At 68.6% G+C, this 21,302-nt stretch carries 21 protein-coding genes, 1 tRNA gene and 1 other RNA gene; 11 read left to right on the top strand and 12 right to left on the bottom strand.

Annotation, left to right across the window (positions count from 1 at the left end; translation table 11 throughout):
* Both H5J26_RS14645 and ffs read right to left on the bottom strand, forming a co-directional pair.
* Nucleotides 1-1,212: DNA polymerase III subunit gamma and tau (locus H5J26_RS14645; protein ID WP_181766278.1), on the bottom strand; the 1,212-nt coding region annotated here is incomplete at its 3' end.
* A gap of 168 nt (nucleotides 1,213-1,380) precedes the next feature.
* An RNA gene (gene ffs, locus H5J26_RS14640) (signal recognition particle sRNA small type) lies at nucleotides 1,381-1,479 on the bottom strand.
* A 73-nt stretch (nucleotides 1,480-1,552) separates the two neighbouring features.
* Here ffs and H5J26_RS14635 point away from each other — a divergent pair.
* Nucleotides 1,553-1,637: transfer RNA gene (locus H5J26_RS14635), tRNA-Ser, on the top strand.
* 7 nt (nucleotides 1,638-1,644) lie between these two features.
* On the opposite strand, the gene H5J26_RS14630 is transcribed toward H5J26_RS14635, so the two are convergent.
* Entirely contained in the window at nucleotides 1,645-2,388 is a 744-nt protein-coding gene (locus H5J26_RS14630) for a site-specific integrase (RefSeq protein ID WP_309237912.1), read from the bottom strand.
* Nucleotides 2,389-2,837: 449 nt separating this feature from the next.
* Nucleotides 2,838-3,761: a LysR family transcriptional regulator gene (locus tag H5J26_RS14625; protein ID WP_181766277.1), complete on the bottom strand. Its 924-nt coding sequence runs from the start codon at nucleotides 3,759-3,761 to the stop codon at nucleotides 2,838-2,840.
* A gap of 74 nt (nucleotides 3,762-3,835) precedes the next feature.
* Here H5J26_RS14625 and H5J26_RS14620 point away from each other — a divergent pair, with 74 nt between their 5' ends.
* A complete protein-coding gene (locus H5J26_RS14620; protein WP_181766276.1) occupies nucleotides 3,836-4,594 on the top strand; it encodes a hypothetical protein in 759 nt (252 codons plus the stop codon).
* A gap of 69 nt (nucleotides 4,595-4,663) precedes the next feature.
* Nucleotides 4,664-5,677: a DMT family transporter gene (locus tag H5J26_RS32280; RefSeq protein WP_181766275.1), complete on the top strand. Its 1,014-nt coding sequence runs from the start codon at nucleotides 4,664-4,666 to the stop codon at nucleotides 5,675-5,677.
* Between the two features lie 17 nt (nucleotides 5,678-5,694).
* Here the strand turns inward: H5J26_RS32280 and H5J26_RS14610 are convergent, their stop codons facing one another.
* The 4 genes from H5J26_RS14610 to H5J26_RS14595 form a co-directional block, all read right to left on the bottom strand.
* Nucleotides 5,695-6,813, bottom strand: a complete 1,119-nt coding sequence (locus tag H5J26_RS14610) for a pyridoxal phosphate-dependent aminotransferase (protein ID WP_181766274.1) — start codon at nucleotides 6,811-6,813, stop codon at nucleotides 5,695-5,697.
* Nucleotides 6,810-7,790 carry a diaminopimelate epimerase gene (gene dapF, locus H5J26_RS14605; protein ID WP_181766273.1) on the bottom strand — a complete coding sequence of 327 codons (981 nt, stop codon included), beginning with the start codon at nucleotides 7,788-7,790 and terminating at the stop codon, nucleotides 6,810-6,812. The genes H5J26_RS14610 and dapF overlap by 4 nt, the downstream gene beginning before the upstream one ends.
* Nucleotides 7,791-7,918: 128 nt before the next feature.
* The gene (locus tag H5J26_RS14600) at nucleotides 7,919-8,623 is read right to left on the bottom strand and encodes a 2OG-Fe dioxygenase family protein (protein ID WP_181766272.1); all 705 of its coding nucleotides are present in this window, start codon (nucleotides 8,621-8,623) and stop codon (nucleotides 7,919-7,921) included.
* A 96-nt stretch (nucleotides 8,624-8,719) separates the two neighbouring features.
* Nucleotides 8,720-9,601: an iron-containing redox enzyme family protein gene (locus H5J26_RS14595; protein WP_235980708.1), complete on the bottom strand. Its 882-nt coding sequence runs from the start codon at nucleotides 9,599-9,601 to the stop codon at nucleotides 8,720-8,722.
* A gap of 425 nt (nucleotides 9,602-10,026) precedes the next feature.
* Between H5J26_RS14595 and H5J26_RS14590 the strand changes: the two genes are divergently transcribed.
* The gene (locus H5J26_RS14590) at nucleotides 10,027-10,908 is read left to right on the top strand and encodes an AfsR/SARP family transcriptional regulator (RefSeq protein ID WP_181766271.1); all 882 of its coding nucleotides are present in this window, start codon (nucleotides 10,027-10,029) and stop codon (nucleotides 10,906-10,908) included.
* Between the two features lie 697 nt (nucleotides 10,909-11,605).
* On the opposite strand, the gene H5J26_RS14585 is transcribed toward H5J26_RS14590, so the two are convergent.
* Together H5J26_RS14585 and H5J26_RS14580 are read right to left on the bottom strand one after the other, a co-directional pair.
* Nucleotides 11,606-12,790: a 4-hydroxybenzoate 3-monooxygenase gene (locus H5J26_RS14585; RefSeq protein WP_181766270.1), complete on the bottom strand. Its 1,185-nt coding sequence runs from the start codon at nucleotides 12,788-12,790 to the stop codon at nucleotides 11,606-11,608.
* Complete coding sequence (locus H5J26_RS14580; protein WP_181766269.1) at nucleotides 12,787-14,052, bottom strand: MFS transporter; 1,266 nt, start codon at nucleotides 14,050-14,052, stop codon at nucleotides 12,787-12,789. The genes H5J26_RS14585 and H5J26_RS14580 overlap by 4 nt, the downstream gene beginning before the upstream one ends.
* Nucleotides 14,053-14,183: 131 nt before the next feature.
* Between H5J26_RS14580 and H5J26_RS14575 the strand changes: the two genes are divergently transcribed.
* The 6 genes from H5J26_RS14575 (at nucleotide 14,184) to H5J26_RS14550 (ending at nucleotide 18,019) form a co-directional block, all read left to right on the top strand.
* Entirely contained in the window at nucleotides 14,184-14,945 is a 762-nt protein-coding gene (locus tag H5J26_RS14575; protein WP_210771333.1) for an IclR family transcriptional regulator, read from the top strand.
* Nucleotides 14,946-15,298: 353 nt separating this feature from the next.
* Nucleotides 15,299-15,601: a hypothetical protein gene (locus H5J26_RS14570; protein WP_181766267.1), complete on the top strand. Its 303-nt coding sequence runs from the start codon at nucleotides 15,299-15,301 to the stop codon at nucleotides 15,599-15,601.
* 292 nt (nucleotides 15,602-15,893) lie between these two features.
* Nucleotides 15,894-16,196: a hypothetical protein gene (locus H5J26_RS14565; protein ID WP_181766266.1), complete on the top strand. Its 303-nt coding sequence runs from the start codon at nucleotides 15,894-15,896 to the stop codon at nucleotides 16,194-16,196.
* 213 nt (nucleotides 16,197-16,409) lie between these two features.
* Nucleotides 16,410-16,712, top strand: coding sequence for a hypothetical protein (locus tag H5J26_RS14560; RefSeq protein ID WP_181766265.1), 303 nt, complete (start codon nucleotides 16,410-16,412; stop codon nucleotides 16,710-16,712).
* Between the two features lie 255 nt (nucleotides 16,713-16,967).
* Nucleotides 16,968-17,282 carry a hypothetical protein gene (locus H5J26_RS14555; RefSeq protein WP_181766264.1) on the top strand — a complete coding sequence of 105 codons (315 nt, stop codon included), beginning with the start codon at nucleotides 16,968-16,970 and terminating at the stop codon, nucleotides 17,280-17,282.
* 434 nt (nucleotides 17,283-17,716) lie between these two features.
* A complete protein-coding gene (locus H5J26_RS14550; protein ID WP_181766263.1) occupies nucleotides 17,717-18,019 on the top strand; it encodes a hypothetical protein in 303 nt (100 codons plus the stop codon).
* Nucleotides 18,020-18,195: 176 nt separating this feature from the next.
* Here H5J26_RS14550 and H5J26_RS14545 read toward each other — a convergent pair whose 3' ends face one another.
* Nucleotides 18,196-18,984 (bottom strand): Fpg/Nei family DNA glycosylase, encoded by a 789-nt coding sequence (locus H5J26_RS14545; RefSeq protein ID WP_181766262.1) that lies wholly within the window; start codon nucleotides 18,982-18,984, stop codon nucleotides 18,196-18,198.
* A gap of 67 nt (nucleotides 18,985-19,051) precedes the next feature.
* Nucleotides 19,052-19,441, bottom strand: a complete 390-nt coding sequence (locus H5J26_RS14540; protein ID WP_235980707.1) for a hypothetical protein — start codon at nucleotides 19,439-19,441, stop codon at nucleotides 19,052-19,054.
* A gap of 478 nt (nucleotides 19,442-19,919) precedes the next feature.
* Here H5J26_RS14540 and H5J26_RS14535 point away from each other — a divergent pair, with 478 nt between their 5' ends.
* Nucleotides 19,920-21,275 carry a hypothetical protein gene (locus H5J26_RS14535; protein WP_309237911.1) on the top strand — a complete coding sequence of 452 codons (1,356 nt, stop codon included), beginning with the start codon at nucleotides 19,920-19,922 and terminating at the stop codon, nucleotides 21,273-21,275.
* Nucleotides 21,276-21,302 lie beyond the last annotated feature (27 nt).

The raw sequence follows: 21,302 nt of genomic DNA, 5'->3' as shown, positions 1-21,302 counted from the left end.
GGCTGCCGGAGGACTCGCAGGACCGGCACCCAGCGCACCCGCGGCCGCGAAGGACGCCCCCCGCTCCAGCCGGTCGAGACGGGCCTGCACCGATCGCTCATCCCCGTACGTCGCGGGAAGGAGCACCCTCGCGCAGATCAACTCCAGTTGCAGCCGCGGCGATGTCGCCCCGCGCATCTCCGTGAGGCCCGTGTTCACGACGTCCGCCGCACGGCTCAGCTCGGCCGCGCCGAAGGCGCCGGCCTGTGCCCGCATACGGTCTGCCACGTCGCCGGGGGCGTCGATCAGCCCCTTCTCCATCGCGTCCGGGACGGCCGCCATGATCACCAGGTCACGCAGGCGCTCCAGCAGGTCCGTCACGAAGCGCCGCGGATCGTGACCGCCCTCGATGACCCGGTCCACGATCTCGAAGGTGCGCGCCCCGTCACCCTCTGCGAAGGCGTCCACGACGCCGTCCAGCAAGGCGCTGTCCGTGTAGCCGAGGAGGGCCGTGGCCATGGCGTACGTCACGCCGTCCTCGGCGGCACCGGCCAGGAGCTGGTCCATGACGGACATCGAGTCCCGCACGGACCCGGCTCCCGCCCGCACGGCGAGCGGCAGCACCGCCTCGTCGACCGGGATCGCCTCCTGCTCGCACACCTCGGCCAGGTAGTCGCGAAGCGTCCCGGGCGGCACGAGCCGGAACGGATAGTGGTGGGTGCGCGACCGGATCGTGCCGATGACCTTCTCCGGCTCCGTCGTCGCGAAGATGAACTTCAGGTGCTCCGGGGGCTCTTCGACCACCTTCAGCAGCGCGTTGAAGCCCGCCGAGGTGACCATGTGCGCCTCGTCGACGATATAGATCTTGTAACGACTGGACGCAGGCCCGAAGAACGCCTTCTCGCGCAGCTCCCTCGCGTCGTCCACACCACCGTGGGACGCGGCGTCGATCTCGATCACGTCGATCGAGCCCGGCCCGTTCCGGGCGAGGTCACGGCATGACTGGCACTCCCCGCAGGGCGTGGGAGTGGGCCCCTGCTCGCAGTTGAGACAGCGGGCGAGGATGCGCGCGCTGGTCGTCTTGCCGCAGCCTCGCGGGCCGCTGAAGAGATAGGCGTGATTGACGCGGTTGTTGCGCAGGGCCTGCTGCAACGGATCGGTCACGTGCTCTTGCCCGATGACCTCGGCGAAGGTCTCGGGTCGATAGCGGCGGTACAGGGCGAGGGACGACACACCCCCGACGATATCGGTGCGGACCGACAAGTCACGCCGCCCTCACTCCACCCCCGGCCCACCCGCACACAGGGCCGGACACCGAAAGCCCGCACCGATCTTGAGGACCCGCACAGCGGGCCCGCCCGCGCGAAGGCGGCCGCCGTTGAACTCATTGGGGCCCGCAGAAACCAGAACGCCCCTCACGCACCCGCCAGAGCCCTCCTACCCTTGCTGCCTTCCGGCCCTGGGGGAGTTCAGAGAGATAGCGCCACGTGAGGGGCTGTCGCCAACCTTACCCGATGCCCGGACCGGGGATCGAGTTCGCAAGCACGCCTCAGCGTCTTGTAGTGTTTGCGGCGGAGGATTCGCCTAGTGGCCTAGGGCGCACGCTTGGAAAGCGTGTTGGGGGCAACCCCTCACGAGTTCGAATCTCGTATCCTCCGCCCAGCCTCACCGGGCTGTCACGAAGGCCCCGACCGGGAAACCGGCCGGGGCCTTCGTCGTTGACAGTCTCATCCACAGTCTCAACGGGGGTCTGCCGGACGCTCGTTCGTCGCCCCGTCGCCCCGTCGCCCCGTCGTCGCTCTTCGCGACCTCCCGGATGAGTCCACCGACCCGTTTCGCGACGTCTTGCAGGATGCCTCCGGTCACGTGCTGGTAGCGGGCCGCCATCGCTGTTGAGGACCAACCCATGATCTGCATGACCACGCGCTCCGGGACCCCAAGGATGAGCAGCACTGTGGCCGCTGTGTGCCTGGCGTCGTGCAAACGCCCGTCGCGCACCTTGGCGTCGGTGAGCAACTGCCTCCACACGTCGTAGTCGGTGCTGGGTACCAACGGCGCCCCAAAGGGCGAGGTGAAGACGAACCCAGTCTCGCGCCATTCCTGCGCGACCCGAACGCGCTCTCGCTCTTGTTCCTGCCGATGCAGATCCAGGAGGCGGACAAGTTCGTCAGGCACGCCGATGACCCGGCGGCCGGCACGAGACTTCGTGTTCGCCGTGTCCTCGTTCTTCCTGACGCGCTGCTTGCAGTAGCCGGGTGTGCGTCCACACTCGCCGCCGCACCCGTGCAGGTACTTCGGCCGGAGACGGTTCTTCCTTACACGTAGGACGCCCGCGGTCAGGTCCACGTCCGACCAGCGCAGCCCCAACGCTTCCCCTTGCCGGAGACCGAGGGCCAGCGCGATGGACATCAAGTCCCGCATGGCCTACGCCCGTCGGATCAGCGAGGCACTGAGACTTAGCGCTGCGACTGCGAGAGCCAAGGTCGGGGTTGGAGTGCCCCAAACCTCGGGAGTCTTGGTTGCGGCAATCATGAACTCAGTGTGGCTCCATGAGGCCTGGACCTGTAGAGCACAGTTCACGACACCCAGATCCTCAAGTGCGGGGTACCGCTCGCCCGGGGGATCCCGACGCAGTCTCAACCACGGTCTCATCCGTACTCGTTCACGCGCGTTGAGTCTCAACTCGGCAGCGACTGGATCTCCCTGTACGAACGGCCCTGAACTGCCAAGAACGTGCCCGTGCAGAGTTGGAAAGCGTGTTGGGGGCAACCCCTCACGAGTTCGAATCTCGTATCCTCCGCAGGCAGAAGGCCCGGACCGTGCCAACGGTTCGGGCCTTCGTCTTTTCCCGTCCTCCTTCAGCTTCGCGGCTGGATCTCGGTGCCGACGGGTTCGACGGGTTCGGTGAGCGATGCGACCAGGTCGTCCACCACCGGTGGGCCGCCCGTGACGCGCAGGGCCTCGACGCGGTGGGACAGCTCCGGCTGTGTCAGTGGGATGCCGACCAGGTCCTGCCGCCCGGCGAGCGCGAAGCGTGGGAGGAGGCCCAGGCCCTGTCCTCCGGCGAGCAGCTCGGTGTACGTACGCACGTCGTGGCCGTCGTACCGCAGGGCCACCCGCAGATGGGGGCTGTCTCCGACCACGGCGCACAGGTCCGCCAGGGGGGCGCTCACGCCCGGTGCGTCGATCCACCGGGCGTCGATCAGGTCCGCCAGCCGCAGATCCGTGCGGTGTGCCAGGGGGTGGTGGGGCGGCAGGGCCACCACCACCGGCTCCCGGCAGACCGGTACGCCGCGCAGCCCGGCCCCCCGGGGCGGGCGCAGGGGGTCCTCGGGCAGGGCGAAGCCGTCGACCAGGCCGAGGTCCAGTTCGCCGGTGGCGACGCCCTCGGCGACCGCCTGGCGCGGCAGCGTACGTACCGTCAGCTCGTGCGCACCGGCACGCCGGGCCACCTCACCGATGATCCGCAGTGCGTGTGCGGTGGCCGCCAGTGGACAGATGCCGACGGTCAGCCGCCCGGTGGTTCCGCCCTTCACCCTCTGGACTTCCGCGCGTGCGGCGTTGATGCGCAGGAGGATCGAGGCCACGTGGTCCATCAGCCGGGCACCGGCCTCCGTCGGGCCTACCGGCCGCCGACAGACCAACTCGACGCCCAACTCCCCTTCCAGCGAGGCAATCTGCTGGGACACCGCGGACTGCGTATAGCCCAACTCCCGGGCGGCGTCGGAGAAGGAGCCGTGTGTGATGACGGCCGAGAAGGTCTTGAGCAGGCGCGGGTCCACCGGATCAGCATCACTTATCGAGGAATCAGAAGCTATCGTTTGTCCTTTTGCCATGGCCGCTGGATGATTCCGGCGTGCCCACCACCGTCGCACCACGCCCCCAGGCCGACTTGGACCCTTCGCGCACCCGGCCCGCCCGGATCGCGCTCGTCGGCGAGCGGTCGGCGGGCGTGCCCGCGCACACCCGCTACGCGCCGATGCTGGAGGCGCTGTGGCGCCGCGAACGGCTGCTGGTGGACGCCTACTGGGTGTCAACCGCGCAGCTCGACGGCCCTCGGGACCTGGCCGGCTTCGACGGCATCTGGCTGGTGCCGGGCAGCCCGTACCGGAGCGAGGCCGGAGCGGTGAGCGCTGTGCGCACGGCGCGCGAGCGGGACATCCCCCTGCTGGCGACCTGCGGCGGCTTCCTGCACGTCCTCCTGGAATTCGCCCGCCACGTCTGCGCGCTGGACGGTGCCGCCCACGCCGAGAACTCCCCCGGCAGCCCGCTTCCGCTGATCGTGCCGCTGTCGCGCGACCTCGGGGGCCATGAGGGGACTGTCCACATCGAGCCCGGCTCACTGGCCGAGGAAGCGCTCGGCGCGCGTACGACCGTGGAGCGCTACCAGTGCACGCACGCTCTGGACCCCCGGTACGCCGGCACCCTGCGCGACCACGGGTTGCGCTTCACCGGCCACGACGACGACGGCCACCCCCGCATCGCCGAACTGCCGGGGCACCGGTTCTTCCTGTCCACCTTGTTCCAGCCCGAACTGGCCGACGACACCTCCCGGCCCCATCCCCTGGTGCGCGCCTTCGCCTCGGCGGCGGTCGGGCGCAGCGCGGAGACGTAATCGAGGGGCACAGGCCCGCCCCCGTGAAACGCGCGACAAGAAACGCACAGCAAATCGAAAGGACTCGAAGTGGCAAGCTCCGTAAACGCCTTATCCGCTGTACCGGCCAAGTCGTGGGTACCTCAGTTCGTCATCTGCTCGATGATCTGGGGGTCCGGGTTCGCGCTCATCAAGATCGGTGTCGAAGCCGGTATCGAACCGGGTTGGGTCGCCTTCTGGCGGTGCTTCTTCGGAGCACTGGTGCTGTGGGGCCTGGTACTGGTGCGGCGGCTGGGAGTGCCGCGTGACCTGCGGGTGTGGGGGCACGCCCTGGTGGTGGGGACGGTGCTCAATGCCTTCCCCTTCACCCTGTTCGCCTGGGGCGAGCAGTACATCAACTCCGTCACGGCCGGGGTGTGGAACTCCACCATTCCCCTGTTCACCCTGGTCTGGGTAGTGATCATGTTGCCGGACGAGAAGCCGACCCTGCGGCGGCTGCTCGGCATTGCCACCGGCCTGGTCGGCGCCCTGGTGGTGCTCGGCGTGTGGTCGGGCGGGCAGTCCTCGCTGATGAAAGGGAGTGTGATCTGCCTGGTCGCCACCGCCTCGTACGGGCTGGGCTACACCTACACCCGCCGTTTCCTGTCCGGCGGAGACATCCCCGCGATCACCCTGACCGCCATTCAGGTCGGCTGGGCGGCCCTCGAACTTGCCGTGGCCGCCCCACTGTTGAGCGGCGCACCACATTGGGGCGGGACGGGGCCGATGGCCGCCATGGTGGTGCTCGGCGCCGTGGGCACCGGGCTCGCGTACATGTGGAACTTGTCGGTGATCCGCGCCGTCGGCTCGACGGTCGCCTCCACGGTTGCGTATCTGACCCCGTTGTGGGCGGCGATCGTCGGGGTGTTCTTCCTGAACGAGTCGCTGGGCTGGAACACCGTGGTGGGCGCGGTACTGATCATCAGTGGCGTACTGCTGACCCGCACCGCGCCGTCACGTCCGGTGGCTGGGGCCAAGGCCGGAGCCGGGACCGGGGCCGAAGCCGTACCCCAGCCGGCCGAGGAGGAGAAGGGAGAGGGGACGGTGCAACCGGCGCGACACTGAGGAAGGCCGGTAAGCCCTCAACCGCCGGACGGCCCGTCCCCGCCGGACGGCCCGTCCGGCAGCAGTACGGTGTCCAGCCGCCGCAGGCCCTCGGTCACCGTGCCGACGTCGCGGGCGAAGCCGAGCCGGAAGCCTTCGTCCGAGCCCATGGTCTCCCCGGGGGTCAGCAACAGACCGGCCTCCAGCGCCCGGCGGCACAGCGCCAAGGAGGTCTCACCGGTACGCAGTTGTATCCAGGCGAAGGGCGTGCCCTGCGGCGGCACCAGCCGGACGGCATCCGGGTGGCGGGCCGCCCACTTCTCGACGAGCCGCAGGCCCGGGGCGCACAGCCGGTGGTACTCCCGCGCGTAGTCCTCGTGCCGGTCCAGCGCCGAGCATGCCAGGGCCTCGCACAGCACGGAGTTAGCGATCGAGGTGAGGAACTTGCGCTCCGCGCAGGCTTCCGCCACCTGCGGCGCGCCGTACACCCAGCCGGTGCGCAGGCCCGGCAGGCCGTAGGTCTTGGACAGACCAGAGACCGAGATCACCCGGTCCTGGCCCACGGCCGGGGAGCGCGACAGATCGATCGCGTACTCCTCGTCGACCAGCAGAAAGGCGTCCCGCTCCGCCACCAGCGCCACCAGCGCCCGCAGTTCCTCCTCCTCGACCCGGAGGCCGGTGGGGTTGCAGGGCGAGTTCAGCGCGATCAGCCGCAGGTTCTCACCGGCCGCCGCAGTCACGGCCGCGGCGTCCACGGACAGATCCGGTCCGTACGGCAGGACCGTCACGCTCGCGCCGAGCCGGGGCGGCAGGTCCAGCAGCGGCTGCCATCCGGGGTTGAACGCGATCACCTGGTCGCCGGGCCGCAGCAGCACGTCGAACAGCAGGAACAGCGCCTCCTGCGCGCCGTGCGTGACAGTGACCGACTCCGGCCGACCGCCGTACAGTCCGGCGATCCGGTCGCGCAGTTCCGTGGTGCCCCGGTCGGTGCCGTAGTCGAGCTCAAGGTCCGCGGGGACGGTCAGGTCGGACAGTCTGCGGCTCGGTACGTAGCTGTTGCCGAGGTCGACGTCGTAGCGCCCGGCGGAGTCGACGAACGTCCAACGGGCGATGGAGTAGACCGACTTCGCGGCGATGCCGGCGTCGAGGGGCGTCATGCGGCAGTCCCCCGCGCGGCCGAGGCACGGGCGGTCGGCCTGCTGGTGTCCGTGTCCGGTGCGGGCGTGCCTGTTACGGGCGTGTCCGGTACGGCCGTGTCCGGTACGGCGGGCAGTCCGAGATGGGTGCGGAGTCGCGGTGCCAGGAATCCGGCCGCGACCTGCTCCGAGGCGCCGGACAGGGTGACCGCGCCCTGCGCGTCGATGGCCGTCTCGAAGGCACCGCCGGGCATCCGCACCCGTACCGCGTGGTCCACCAGGCCCAGGGCATGAGCGGCGCTGGCCGCGGCGCAGGCGCTGCTGCCGGAGGCCAGGGCGTAGCCCGCGCCGCGCTCCCAGATCTCGATCTCCACCGTCTCGCGGTCGAGCACGCGCATGAACTGCACGTTGGTCCGCTCGGGGAAGGCCGGATGGCCCGCGATCAGCGGCCCCACCTCATGTGCCAGCGCGGCGGACACCTCGGGGAGCGGGACGACGGTGTGCGGGTTGCCGTTGTTCAGACAGGTCACCTGGAGCTGTCGCCCTGCCACGTCCAGCGGCCGGGCCACGACGGGGCCTCGCAGGTCCTGCGCCGGAATGTCCGCCGCCTCGAAGGTGGGGCGGCCCATCTCCACCCGGGCGATGCCCTCGTCGAGGTCCTCGATCCGCACCGCGGTGTCGCCCGCGAGCGTACGGATGAGGACGTCCCGCGCTCCCTGGTGGTACTGGGACAGGTAGAGGGCGAATATTCGCAGTCCGTTGGCACTCCTGCCACAGACGCTGCCGTCGGAGTTGAAGGCGCGCAGGACGACCGGCTCGCCGTCTCTCACCGCACCGACCGGTCCCAGCAGGACCCCGTCAGCACCGATGCCGAAGTGCCGGTCGCACAGCAGGCGGGCGGCCCGCGCGGTGGACGGCAGCCCCAGCAGGTCGATCCGCTGCGGATCGATGACCAAGTAGTCGTTGCCCAGTGCTTGGTACTTCACGAAGTCGTACATGTGTCACCTGCTTCCGGGAGTCGTGACGGTGCCCGACCGGCTGTCGCCAGACCGCTCGGGGGCCGTACACCGACGAGAGATGCTCGTACGGAGTGCGGCCCCCAGCGGTCCGGACCCAGACCGCGTCCCTACATCGCCGACGGCTCCGGCGCGTCGTTCAGGGCCGCCTCGTCGTGCTGGTCGCCGTACCACTTCTCGCTCCAGCGGGAGAAGGCGACGATGAGGATGTCGCGGTACCCGGGACCGCCGTCGGCGGAGAGCACGTCGGTGACGTCGTGTGCGAGCGCCCGGTCGTCCAGCAGCACAGCCTGACCGGCCTCCAGGGTGCCGTCCCAGAACGGCTCCTCCGCGCCGGGCTTCCACAACCGGGTCAGACCGCCCGCGACGTTGTTGCGCCGCAGGACGGCGATCATCACGAATTCGTGCCCGTCGTGGTGCACGCCCTCCGGCGTCAGCGGGCCGGGCTTCTCACCGGTGGCCCGGGTGCGGTTCTGATGGACGTTGATCTGCCATTCTTCCGTGGTGTCCAGGGGGAACCCCTCGGCCCCGGTCCGGATGAGCGGCGTGAAATCCACCTCGATCGGCAGATATCCCCGGCGGACACCACCGGCGACGTTATTGAACTTCTTGAACGTGGTGTAGTCCCGGTGCGGCAGGAGTTCAAAACCCCAACCGGCACTCTCCGTGAAGCTCATGCGGTACTGCGAGAACCGTTTGTACCGGGTTCCGTTGCCCATGTACTCGTCTAACGGGCAATTGTCATAGCTGTCCAGCACATTCGGCTGAACCGCCGGGATGTCGATGACCGAGAAACGCTGGTCGGTCAGTGGCATACGACTCGCCTTTCATTCCGCGAAGCTTGTTCCACTAGGTATTCCGGGTCCGGGTATCGGGTGCAGCCCGGGTCCGTCGGTCGGCTCCGCGCCACGTCAGCCGGTGACGAGCGCGGCGGTCTCCCCGGCGCCGCGGTCCTCCACATTCTCGCCGGCCACCTCGGCCAGCCGTTCGTCCAGATAGCGCGCCGAGGAGTTGAGCCGCCACAACGCCCCGCGGGCGATTCCCAGTCGCATGTACTCCGACGGCGCGGCTGGTTTCACAATGTTGTGGAACCAGCCCGCGGCGTGCTGGGAGTCGATGGTGATGTGCAGACGGTGGTAGACGATTCCCACGTCCGGGAGGCCGAGTCGTTCCCACGCACTCACCACCTGCACGAAGCGGTCTGGCACCAGCCATTCCGTCATGCCCAGGAAACCGACGGCCTCAGGATACCGGTGCCGGTACCGGCTGAGGAGCACTGCGAGATTTCCGCTCAGGAGTGCGGTGGCGGTCAGCGACTCCTCCATCTCCGTCTCGGACACGTTGAACACGTCGAATATCTGGTTGAAGAGAGTGGTGTGGACCTCTTCGGGCTTTCCATTCCCCATCTCGTCCCAGAAGTTGGACGCGATCTCCATCTTCGCGGCGCCGCTGGTGCCCACCTGCATCAGAGCCAGCAGGTCGTCGAACCGACCGTCGACCACGGACTCCTGGATCATGTACGTGCGCACGTCCGCCGCGGTGGCGTGGTTGCGGATGAAGTCCATGTAGTACGGGTGCTTGAAAACGCGGTGCTGCCTGGCCTGTCCCTTGAGCCAGGAAAGGAACTCACCGGGTTCGGCGGGCAGGTCCTCCAGGAGCGTGGCGTCCAGCTGCCGGTCCTCGCCGAGCAGCGTCGCCTGCTCCAGCAGCCGGGTCACCTCATGGACCGCGATCGAGCCCTCTGCTGTCTCCGCGTCCGGGATGCGCGTGATCAGATGGTAGATACGGGACAACAGGAGCTGTTGGTGATAAAAGCTCTCCAGGTCTCCGGACAAGGCATTTTGGTTCAGATCACCAATTGCCGCCCTTATCCTGTCACGTTCTGATCCTGCGAATTGTCGGTCCACCTCGTCGGCAGGCCTTGACAACCAGCCAGAGATCTCCTTGACCAGCATGGATGAGTCGTACACGCCCACTCCTTTGGTTTTCCTGCGTGAGGTTCCTGAGGACACCTGCGACGACTCTCGGCCACACGGTCGTTGCGGCTACAGAATGCCCGAAAAGCGACTTGCATCGAACGCGGACCGCGTCCGTATTGAAGAATCTCAGGCCACTGTGGCCTCCCCGTGGCTGGACGGTGGCGTCAGCACCTGGCAGCATGAATTCGCTCGGCCGCCTATTCCCGCCCCGTGCCTCACAGCGGCACAGGGGATCGTAGATGGGACGCGATATGGTGACGCAGGAAAGCAGTTTGAGCTTCCACTTACTTGGGCCATTGCGTGTGCTGCACGGAGAGAGGGAAGTGCCCTTACCGGCGGCGAAGTTACGAATCCTGCTGGCGTCGATGCTGCTGCGTGCCAATCAAACGGTTTCCATGGATGAATTGGCCGCAAATCTATGGGATGAAAATCCACCCGGGGGCGCCCATACAACGCTGCGCTCCTATGTCATGAGGTTGCGCCGGGTACTGTGCCCATCCTCCGACGAGCGGCTGGAGCCGATCCGTACCCTTCCGGGCGGCTATCTCATGACCGCGGACGACTCCCAGCTGGACCTGCTGCGTTTCCGCAGCACGCTGACAATGGCCCAGCGCATGGCTGCCGACGGGGACCACCGACGGGAAAGCGCACTGCTGCGCGAGGCGCTGGGCCTGTGGCGCGGGCCCGCACTGTCGAACGTGCCCTCGGACGCCCTGCACCGCGACTTCGTCCCGGGGCTCGCCGAACGCCGCTACGGCGCGCTGGAGCGGCGCATCGACCTCGATCTGAAACGCGGGGCGCATCGCGAGGTCGTCGTCGAACTCCGCGACGCGCTGCGCACGTGCCCGTGGCGGGAGCACTTCTGGGCACAGCTGATGCTGGCGCTCTACCGGCAGGGCCGCCAGGCCGAAGCACTCGACGCGTTCCGGCAGATCAGCGAACGGCTGCGGGGTGAGCTCGGAATCGCCGTCGGTTCGGAACTCAGGCTTCTGCACCAGCAGATCCTCACCAACGACCCGGCGCTGAACCTGCCCCTCCGCTCCACCTCGACGACACCTGGAGATCGGCACCGCAACCGTCTATGTCGCCGCGCTGCTGTGGCGGCGCCTCGTACCTGCTAGAGCACCGGAGGCGAGGGTGCTCAGGCTGTAGACGGTCGTGAGGGGACCACTGCTCGCATCCGATGGCTCCAATTCCGTGGTTGCAGTTCTGGTTGCATTCACCTCCGTACAAGAGTGTCCATGCGCCGCGTACCCCACCCGCGGAGTCCAGGTCAGAACGACCCCGCTCTCACCCGGATCCCAGGACGAACATTTGGAAAGCGTGTTGGGGGCAACCCCTCACGAGTTCGAATCTCGTATCCTCCGCCCAGCCTCACCGGGCTGTAACGAAGGCCCCGACCGGGAAACCGGCCGGGGCCTTCGTCGTTCGCAGTCCCAGTTGCGGTCTCATTCACAACTGTTGGGGCTGCTCGTGTCTGGTTGCCAAGCGTGGCGCACATGCGGTGGAGGCTCTTCCGTCCACCGGCGGCGGTGACGAATGAGGCGACGGCCGGAAAGCAGTGGAGAACGAGAGCCGCTTCCACTTGCCACGGCATGGTGCTGCCGACGGCCCTCGCGTCCTCAGGCGTCGCGACGGTGCAGGGCCCCCATCCCGCACTCGCCCCGGGACGTCCAGCAGCGGATGGGCGACGCTCCAACCCCATCTGCTTGAACGGGCCTGGAACTCAGACGATGCCCAACAGGCCGCGCCACGACGGACATTGAACCCGTCCACCGAAACCGGGCGGCGGCCGATCGCCCGCCGCCCGGCCAACTCTCAATAACCGATGGGGAGTCCGGCGTAGTTCTCGGCCAGTCCGGCCGCCGCGCTCGGCGAGCGCACCACCCACTCCAGCTGCGAGCGCTGCAACTGGGCGTCGAAGGGGTCACCGGTGACGTGGAGCATGCTGGTCATCCACCACGAGAAGTGCGTGCCGCGCCACACCCGCCGCAGCGCCGTCTCGGTGTACTCGTCAGCCAGGCGGGGATCACGTTCGCGCAGCAGGGCCACCAGCGCCCGCGAGAGCAGTGCGACGTCGGCCACAGCGAGGTTCAGGCCCTTGGCGCCGGTCGGCGGGACGATGTGCGCGGCGTCCCCGGCCAGGAAGAGCCGGCCGTACTGCATCGGCGTCGAGACGAAGCTGCGCATCGGCAGCACCGACTTGTCCGTGATCGGCCCCTGTTGCAGCTGCCAGCCGTCCTGCCCGTGGCCGAGCCGCCGGGCAAGCGCGTCCCAGATCCGGTCGTCGGACCACTCGGCGATGTCGTCGCCCGGATCGACCTGCAGGTAGAGCCGGCTGACCGAGGGCGAGCGCATGGAGTGCATCGCGAATCCGTCGGGATGCCAGGCGTAGATCAGTTCGTCGGTGGACGGAGCGACGTCGGCCAGAACTCCCAGCCACGCGTACGGATAGTCCCGGCCGAACGAGCTGCGCGCGTCGGCGGGGATGCTCCGGCGTGCGGGGCCGTGGAATCCGTCGCAGCCGGCGACCACATCGCAGTCGATGCGCTGGGGACGCCCCTCCACGTCGACGAACGTCACGGCCGGGCTCTCGCCTTCGAGGTCGTGCAGGGCGACATCGCTGACCTCGTAGTGCGCCTGCTGGCCCACAGCGGAACGCGCCCGCATCAGGTCACGCGTGACCTCCGTCTGCCCGTAGACCCACACCGACCGGTTCACGAGCGAGTGGAAGTCGATGTGGTGACGCTCCTCCGGGAACTGAAGGTAGATCCCCCGGTGCTCCATGCCTTCTCGCTTGAGCCGGTCCCCGACGCCCGCCTGGCTGAGCAGCTCGACGGTCGAGTGCTCCAGCATGCCGGCACGGATGCGGCCGAGGACGTAGTCGGGGCTGCGGTTCTCCAGCAGGACCGATTCGACTCCCTCGCGGTCCAGCAGGTGGGACAGCAGCAGCCCGGCAGGCCCGGCGCCGACGATCACCACCTGGGTTCGCGTCGTCGTCACGAGCTCCCCCCGCGCAGGTGTGCCGGCACGGCCAGCAGGGCCAGTACGGCGAGGACCGCGGCGACGGAGAAGGCGTAGAAGCCCCAGGGGTAGGCGATCCCCGCACTGACCAGCAGGCCGCCGAGGAACGGACCGACGATCGCGCCGAGACGTCCCACTCCGGCGGCCAGGCCCAGCGCCGTCCCCCGCACCTCTGCGGCGAACAAGTGGCCGACGAAGGCGTACACCAGCACCTGCGCGCTGAACACGAACACACCGGCCAGGAAGACCGCGGCATAGACCACCGCAGGCGATTCCAGCTTGACCGACAGCAACGCGAGGAAGACCGCGGAGACGCCGAACCACAGCAGCACGGTCCGCTTGTTGCCGCGGGCGTCCGAGACCCGGCCGGCCAGCAGCAGCCCTGCGACGGCACCGAGGTTGAGCGCGAGCAACAGCCCGAGGGAGTCGCCGAGCGAATAGCCGGCCGCGCCCATGATCTGCGGAAGCCAGGTGTTGAGCCCGTACACGAGGAGAAGGCCCATGAACGAGGCGATCCAGATGCCGAGGCTCACGCGCAGCAGCCGGCCGCGCAGGAGGGCGGAGGGCCGTGCCGGCTGCTCGGTGGCGGAGACGGTCTTGCCTCGCGCCTCGAGGAACGCCGAGGACTCCGGGAGTTTGGCCCACATGACGGGCAGCGTCAGCAGCCCGGCACCGCCGCCGACGACGAACATCGCCTCCCAGCCGAACCGTGGGATGAAGACGATCGCCAGCAAGGCCGTGAGCACCGCACCCACGTGGTAGCCGGTCATCATCTGCGTGACGGCGGAGCCGCGACGTCCGGGCCGCGCGTACTCGGTCATGTACGCCAGCGCGGTCGGCAGGCAGGCGCCCAGGCCGAGACCGGCGAGGAAGCGCAGCGCCACGAACGTGGCGATGTTCGGTGCCCACGCGATCGCGAGGGTCAGCACCGAGAAGACCGCTATGCACGTCATCAGGCTGGCGCGGCGGCCGAACCGGTCGGTGAGCGGGCCGATCACGACGGCGCCGATGCCGACCCCGACCAGCCCGACCGTGGCCGCGGTCGTGAGCGAACCGGGGTCGAAGCCGAGCGCGTGGGTCTTCGTGAGTGTCGGTATGACGGCTCCGAGCACGACCAGGTCGAACCCGTCGAGCGCGACCGCGAGCCAGCAGAGCAGAACCGGCCAGAAGTCGCGCCGAGCTGGGCCTTGCGCCGTGGTGCCTGAAGGTGACGCCGAGAACCTCGGGGACGTTGACGACATGGTGTTTCTCCTTGTCGGGGTGACCGACATCGTGGTGCGTGACACACTTCAGGCACAGCACTGTCTTTCACTGAGTGGAAGTGCCGATGTCCGGAAACAACAGTCAGCCGGGCCGAACAGTGGCTTCACGCATGCTGGCGATCCTCGACGCGTTCGACTTCGAGCACCCGAAGCTGACCCTCTCCGACCTCGCCCGGCGAGCGGACCTGAGCCTGCCGACGACGCACAGGCTCGTCGGCGAACTGACCCGCTGGCGCGGCCTGGAGCGGGACGACGAAGGCAAGTACCGCGTGGGACTTCGCCTGTTGGAGCTGGGGCTGCTGAGCGGCCTGCACACGCAGCTGCGCGACGTGGCCATGCCCTTCATGCAGGAGCTCTACGAGAGCACCCGGGAGAACGTCCATCTCGCCGTACGCGACGGAGACAAGGTGCTGTACGTGGAGAAGCTCACCGGCCACCGGTCGGTCCCGATCATCTCGCGCACCGGGGGACGCCTGCCGCTGCACACGACCGGCGTCGGCAAGGCGCTGCTCGCATGGGCCTCGACCGCGGACATCGACGACCACCTCAGCCGGCAGTTGAGCCGCCCGACGAGGTACTCGATCCGCGAACCGGGCCGGCTGCGGCACGACTTGCAGCGCACGCGGCGCCGCGGGTTCGCCACCACGCGCGAGGAGATGACTCTGGGCAGCTGTTCGGTCGCGAGCCCGGTACTCGTCGACGACGAGCCGGTCGCAGCCGTCGGGGTGGTGGTCCGCTCCAGCCGGCTGGAGCTCGACCGGCTGGCCCAGCCGGTGCTGTCGGCTGCGCGTGGCATCGGCGCCCGGCTCTCGGAGATCGGCGACGACCCCTACCCCGGTTACGTCCACGACTTCGCCCGACCACTGCCCTGAGCGCCTGCCCCTCTCACCACCGCCGTCAACTGCACGCAGGGGTAGGCGCGTTGAGACGCCGTGACCGGCGCCCGTCAGACGACTCATCGGAAGGCAGCGGAGCGCGGACCTCACGTACGGCCGTGGAGCGGGCGCGCCTGCACCAGCCCGCGAGACCAGCCCGTTCACGTCCCCGAGGAAGGCACGACGTACGTCGCCCGGGTCAGACGAGAGAAGAGGGCGAACATCTGACGGCCGATCAGCCCATTGCGGCGTGTTGCGGCCGATGTGCCCGGCCTCGCGATTACCGTGTGTCACTGCCTATATGCGATCAATTACTGATCGTGTCCAGCCCTCATGGAAGTGGAGATGTAATGCGCAAGCTTCGCGAAGCTGCCGTTGTAGCCGCCATGGTCGGAAGCCTCAGCATGGCCGGCGCGGGCGTCGCGTTCGCCGGCGGCGGGGAGCCCACCGAGCTCCCGACCGTCAACTGCGAGCAGGACGCCAGCAGCAACACCGCCAACATCACGTTCGCCGGCACGCTCGTCACGGCGGTCACCGGTGACGGTGGCGACGCCGACGCCAGCGCCACCCAGCAGATCTGCGGGATCGGCAACGACGACAACGAGAACACCGGCGGCGAGGCCACCGGCGGCACCGGCACCTCAGTCCTCTGAGTCGCTGAGCCGAGTCTCACCGGTACGGATCCAGGGGCCGAGCCCACCAGCTCGGCCCCTGAGTCATGTCGCCCCGCCCCCATTCGGACATGACTGCAGGGTCCGAATGCCAGAGCGGACCACGGAATGCGCCGCAGAACCCATTTCGCGGACACCAGTTCGCCACATTCGGCAACAACCATGACTGAACGGCGTGTTGCGGAAGAAAAGCATTATTAGGGGAATACCGTTTCCAACTGCTACATGCGATCAATTACTGATCGCGTCGAGCCCTCATGGAAGTGGAGATGTAATGCGCAAGCTTCGCGAAGCTGCTCTCGTGGCCGCCATGGTCGGAAGCCTCAGCATGGCCGGTGCCGGCGTCGCGTTCGCCGGCGGCGGGGAGCCCACCGAGCTCCCGACCGTCAACTGCGAGCAGGACGCCAGCAGCAACACCGCCAACATCACGATCGCCGGCACCCTGGCGTCCGTGACCACCGGCGACGCCGGTGCTGCCGACGCCAGCGCCACCCAGCAGATCTGCGGCGTCGGCAACGACGAGAACGAGAACACCGGCGGCGAGGCCACCGGCGGCACCGGCACCTCAGTCCTCTGAGTCGCTGAAGCCGGTCTCACCGGCACAGATCCAGGGACCGGGCCTGCGGGCTCGGTCCCTGAGTCATGTCGGGACCTTGAGGCCAACACGGCACAAGAACCACACAAAACGGCGTGTTGCAGATCAAATAGGCGCGTTCGGCAATACCGTGTGTCACTGCCTACATGCGATCGACTACTGATCGTGTTCAGCCCTCTTCGAAGTGGAGATGTAATGCGCAAGCTTCGCGAAGCTGCCGTTGTAGCCGCCATGATCGGTAGCGTCAGCATGCTCGGTGCCGGTGCCGCCTACGCCGGCGGCGGCGAGCCCACCGAGCTCCCGACCGTCAACTGCGAGCAGGACGCCAGCAGCAACACCGTGAACTTCACCATCGCGGGCATCCTGACCCCCGTCACCACTGGCGACGCCGGCGACGCCGACGCCAGCGCCACCCAGCAGATCTGCGGGATCGGCAACGACGACAACGAGAACACCGCCGGCACCGCCACCGGCGGCACCGGCACCTCAGCGCTCTAGTCGCTGAAGCCGGTCTCACCGGCACCGACTCAGGGGTCGAGCCCACCAGCTCGGCCCCTGAGTCATGTCGTGCCCGGCCACACTCCTGGCGCCCGCACCACGGAGATCGGTACAGGAGGTCGGGGCCGTCATCGCCGCCGACCGGAGCTAAACGGCGTGTTGCGGAAGAAATGCACTATTTGGGGAATATGGTTTGCCATTGCTACATGCGATCAATTACTGGTCGTGTCAAGCCCTCATGGAAGTGGAGATGTAATGCCCAAGCTTCGCAAAGCTGCTCTTGTGGCGACCATGGTCGGAAGCGTCAGCATGCTCGGTGCCGGCGTCGCGTCCGCTCACAGCGGGGGTGGTGAGCAGCCGCCGAGGTCTGTGACCGTCTACTGCAACCAGGACGCCAGCCAGACCACCACGAACCCGACGGTCGGCGGCCTCATCACCGTTACCGGCCCCCTCATCGCTTTGGGCGACGGCGATTCGAGCGCCACGCAGCAGATCTGCGGCATCGGCAACGAGGACGTCGAGAACACCGGCGGCACCTCCACCGGTGGCACCGGGACCGACGCCCTCTAGCCACCAGGACGGGTCCCTTCGGGCAGCTCAGATACCAGTCAACTCTGGTTCCTGAGCTGCCCGTTCCCATGTCTGCGCAACGTTGGTGAACTCGGCCGTTCGGAGACGGAAGTGCGAAGGGCCCTGTTCCGGCCGCGTGCGTCCGGTGGTTGAGCGCGGGGCCGCATTCCGTCGGGGCCACCGCTGGGAGGAGTCGAGGCGAGCTCCATGAGCCGCACGCTCGCCCAGGTCGTCACCGGAACCGCCACCATCGCCGTCCCCGCCTGGCCATCAGCTCGACCGCCGAAAGTGCCCAACAAGCAGTATGAATCGGCGCAGAATCACGCAAAGTTGCGTGTTGCATAACGTAAGCCACGTTCATCCGGAATAGCTTCTGCTATGCCTCACGCGATCTTTCCCGGTCGCGGTTCAGCCCTCTTCGAAGTGGAGATGTAATGCGCAAGCTTCGCGAAGCTGCCGTTGTGGCCGCCATGGTCGGAAGCGTCAGCATGCTCGGTGCCGGTGCCGCCTACGCGGGCGGCGGCGAGCCCCAGGAGCTCCCGACCGTCAACTGCGTGCAGGACGCCGACAGCAACAGCCTGGACTTCACCCTCGCCGGCACCGCCGTCCCGGTGCTGATCGGCGGCGGCGGCGACGCCGACGCCAGCGCCACCCAGCAGATCTGCGGCGTCGGCAACGACGACAACGAGAACACCGCCGGCACCGCCACCGGCGGCACCGGTACCGAGGCCCTCTAGTCACTCGAGGGCCCGTCGGGCAGTTCAGGAATCCCATCACACGGGGCTCTTGAGCTGCCCGCCCTCATGTCTGCACGTGGTCCCCCGCACTCCCGTACGGCGACTCCGGGAGTGCGGGGGACTTCGCGTGCCGATCAGAGACGTGTGGCCGGCGCCATTCCGTGCCCAACGCGCTATCAGGGGGACGGCGGGGGCTGGCAGTTGGGACACCACACCGTGGTCCTGCCGGCGATACGGTCGTGCCGCAGGCTCGTGCCGCATCGCGGACAGTGCCCGTTCGGGTCGTCGCGATGGCCGGTGAGCCAGGTTCTGCGGGGCGGTACGCGGCCCGCCCGCACAGCCTCACGGAGAACTCGCCGCATGTCCGTGTGCAGGCGCCCGAGCTCTGCCTCGGTGAGTCCGCCGGCCTTCCGGGCCGGGTGGAGCCGGGAACGCCAGAGGATCTCGTCAGCGAGGAGGTTGCCGATCCCGGCCAGCACCGACTGGTCGGTGAGGACGGACTTGACGGTGCCTCGCCGGCGAGCGAGCGCCGCCGCGAACTCCTCGCGGCCGACTGCCGCCGCGTCCGGGCCCTGGGCCTCCAGCGTGCGCGCGAGGGCGGCGTCGTCCGCGAGCCAGAGGCCCTTGAGCTTGCGCTGGTCCCGGTAGCGCAGCTGGCGACCACGGCTCACGGTGAACACGACGCGGTCGTGGGCGTGCAGCTCGTCCGCGGGACGGGCGCACACCAGCTGTCCGGTCATGCCGAAGTGCAGCAGGACGGTGGGTCCGTCGGTGCGGGCGAGGAGCCACTTGCCGTGCCGTTGGGGCTCCTTGAACCTGCGGCCCTCCAGGTCCCTCCGCAGCCGCGCCGCGGTCACGCCGTGCAGCACGCCGGTGTCGTACACCTCGACGTGCTCGATCCGCTGGTTGCGGGCACAGGAGGCGAGAACCTCCCGGAAGGCTTCGACGTCCGGCAGCTCAGGCATGTCGTGGACCGCCAATCCTCATGGCCCCTCATTCGAGCGTACCGACGCGTGGGCGCATCGGCGCGGGCTAGGCGGGCCAGTCCACGAGGCCGAGGAAGAGCGAGTAGAGGAAGGGCACGGCGAAGAAGGCGGCGAGAGCGAATACGAGCCGTCGGGCGGCGTAGCGGTGCTGCCAGGGGAGCAGCCAGCTCAGGACCAGTAGTACGGCGGGAGCGGCGAGGCAGTAGACGAAGACGGCGAAGGCGGTTTCGAAGCTGGCGTCGAACCGGTTCTGGTCGGGCTCGCCGCAGCCGTCACAGGCCATCTGGGAGATACCCACGAAGAAGAGGGCGAGGACGGCCGCCGGGACGGTGAGCAGCGTGGAGACCAGCGGGGCGACCCACGCATACCGGGCGGGGGCATCGGGCGCGGGTGCGGGTGCAGATGCGATGCGGGGTGCGCGTGCGGCTTCGGGCATGCGAACCACTCAACTCCCCGGCGGGCACCCGCACATCCGTACTTCTACTCAGCCGGCGTGCGTGTGCAGACCTGGAAAGACCCAGGGCGAGGCGGCCAGAACCCGTGCACGGGCGGGCAGGACGAGGCCGGGTCGGGGTGCTGGGCAGCGCTCGTCGCGCTCACCGAAGCGCCCACCATCCACCTGGACGACACTCGGCGCATAGGATGCGACGACTCCTCCCAGTACGAGGACTTCCGTAGGCCGCTCCAGGACGCCGGACACAGATCGAGCAGCTCCACCCCGAGCTGTGGTGGCCGAGGCGCGTCATGGCGTACGAGGCGTGGAGCAACAAGCCTGACCGGTACCCATGTTGAGGGTGGACACCGGTCGACTCAGGCCCGGCGGCGGGCCGTTCCGCCACCCCTTCCGTGACCGGTCGCGGAACGGCCCGCCGCCGTCTGTGAGTTGAGGTCCGAGGCGGCCCGCCCGTCCTCCGGTGCCCGGCACCGTGGTCACCTTCGCGGCGGGACAATGGCCGCATGCCGAGATCTTCGTACGTGTACGAGCACCGCGCGTGAACCCCGCTCTCGAAGGTGTCGCCGGCGTACGGCAGGCCCTCACCGTCGTCCTGCCCGTGCGGCTCCACCGCACCCCGGACTGGGCCGAGGGGCCGATCCCCTTCGAGCTGGGGAGCCGTCGCACGGATTCCGCCACGCGTTCCGTCTACTTCGCGGCCGCCTCCGCGCGCGTGCTCTACGGGACGCCGGGGCGCCCGTGCCGTTGGCACCGGTTCCTCACGGTCGACCACGACGAGCTGCACCTGAAAGGCATGGAGATCCTCCGCACGGCCACCGCCCGCAGCCCCGGCCACGCACTCGCGGTACTGCACTTCACCGTCACGCGGCCCCTGCTCCCCGTTCTGCGCGCGATCGGACATCGCCGGACCGCCGATCCCGACCCGCTCAGCGGGCCTCTCGCGCCGGATCAGCTCCTGGGTGACATCGCCGAACTGCGCGCGGGCACCGACACGTTCGCGCTCGGCCGCCCGTACACCATCGCCTTCCTCACTCCGGACGCCCAGCACACTCCCGCTCTGCGGACCGCTCAGGACGCGGCGCTCCCCCAGAGCGCCGACGCATGGCTGTGGCAACTGGCCTCACGCTCCACGCCGAAGGACTTCCCGCTGGCGCCCGAGATCGCATCGGAGCAACTCGACCAGGCGGTCCGCATATCGGCCGACTGGAGCTCCCTCGTGCTGCGGCACGGGGCAGCGTTCCTCGGTCACCGGGCCGACTCCGGGGAGGGCGACTTCTACGAGTTCGGGGAGCTGCACGCACGCACCGTCTACCTGGACGCGATACTCCTCGGTTCCCTTCAGCGGGACCACATCGACGAGTTGACGGACGACCTCTCCGAAGTCTTCGACTCCGTGCGGCTGGCGGGCCGCGTCGCCTCGCTGGAGAAGAACATCGCGGTCTTCCGCAGTACCTACTGGCGTCAGCACCTGACCGCACACGGACCGGCCAACGAACTGCTGCTCGCCTTCCAGTCGCAGCACCGGCTGCCCGCGCGCTTCAACGAGATCCTGGCCGAGGCGGCGGACTACAGCCGACTCGTCCAGACCCAGGAGAGCCAGCAGATCAGCGGAGCTCTCGGCGTCCTCACCATTCTCGGCCTGCCCCTGGGCACGGCCCTCGGCATTCTCCAGGTCCTGGGCGACGAATCCCTCACACACCTGCTCGTCGCCCTGGCACTCTCCGTGGCCGCCACGGCCGCCGTGCTCACGACACGCTACGGACGCCTCGTCCTCTCCTCACTGCGCGGTCGGGCCGGTCCGCAGCGGGGCAGCTGAACAGCCGCCCGGCACTGGGCCGTTCAG

This window comes from Streptomyces albidus (ex Kaewkla and Franco 2022), from assembly GCF_013870515.1.
Classification (GTDB): domain Bacteria; phylum Actinomycetota; class Actinomycetes; order Streptomycetales; family Streptomycetaceae; genus Streptomyces; species Streptomyces albidus.
This window is presented reverse-complemented; position numbering and strand designations above follow the sequence as displayed.

Excerpts from the sequence above, each read along its gene's own strand:
- H5J26_RS14630 (WP_309237912.1), bottom strand. The coding sequence starts at position 2,388 with ATGTCCATCGCGCTGGCCCTCGGTCTCCGGCAAGGGGAAGCGTTGGGG.
- H5J26_RS14610 (WP_181766274.1), bottom strand. The coding sequence starts at position 6,813 with ATGACGCCCCTCGACGCCGGCATCGCCGCGAAGTCGGTCTACTCCATC.
- dapF (WP_181766273.1), bottom strand. The coding sequence starts at position 7,790 with ATGTACGACTTCGTGAAGTACCAAGCACTGGGCAACGACTACTTGGTC.
- H5J26_RS14600 (WP_181766272.1), bottom strand. The coding sequence starts at position 8,623 with ATGCCACTGACCGACCAGCGTTTCTCGGTCATCGACATCCCGGCGGTT.
- H5J26_RS14590 (WP_181766271.1), top strand. The coding sequence starts at position 10,027 with ATGGGACGCGATATGGTGACGCAGGAAAGCAGTTTGAGCTTCCACTTA.
- H5J26_RS14580 (WP_181766269.1), bottom strand. The coding sequence starts at position 14,052 with ATGTCGTCAACGTCCCCGAGGTTCTCGGCGTCACCTTCAGGCACCACG.
- H5J26_RS14575 (WP_210771333.1), top strand. The coding sequence starts at position 14,184 with ATGCTGGCGATCCTCGACGCGTTCGACTTCGAGCACCCGAAGCTGACC.
- H5J26_RS14570 (WP_181766267.1), top strand. The coding sequence starts at position 15,299 with ATGCGCAAGCTTCGCGAAGCTGCCGTTGTAGCCGCCATGGTCGGAAGC.
- H5J26_RS14565 (WP_181766266.1), top strand. The coding sequence starts at position 15,894 with ATGCGCAAGCTTCGCGAAGCTGCTCTCGTGGCCGCCATGGTCGGAAGC.
- H5J26_RS14560 (WP_181766265.1), top strand. The coding sequence starts at position 16,410 with ATGCGCAAGCTTCGCGAAGCTGCCGTTGTAGCCGCCATGATCGGTAGC.
- H5J26_RS14555 (WP_181766264.1), top strand. The coding sequence starts at position 16,968 with ATGCCCAAGCTTCGCAAAGCTGCTCTTGTGGCGACCATGGTCGGAAGC.
- H5J26_RS14550 (WP_181766263.1), top strand. The coding sequence starts at position 17,717 with ATGCGCAAGCTTCGCGAAGCTGCCGTTGTGGCCGCCATGGTCGGAAGC.
- H5J26_RS14545 (WP_181766262.1), bottom strand. The coding sequence starts at position 18,984 with ATGCCTGAGCTGCCGGACGTCGAAGCCTTCCGGGAGGTTCTCGCCTCC.
- H5J26_RS14540 (WP_235980707.1), bottom strand. The coding sequence starts at position 19,441 with ATGCCCGAAGCCGCACGCGCACCCCGCATCGCATCTGCACCCGCACCC.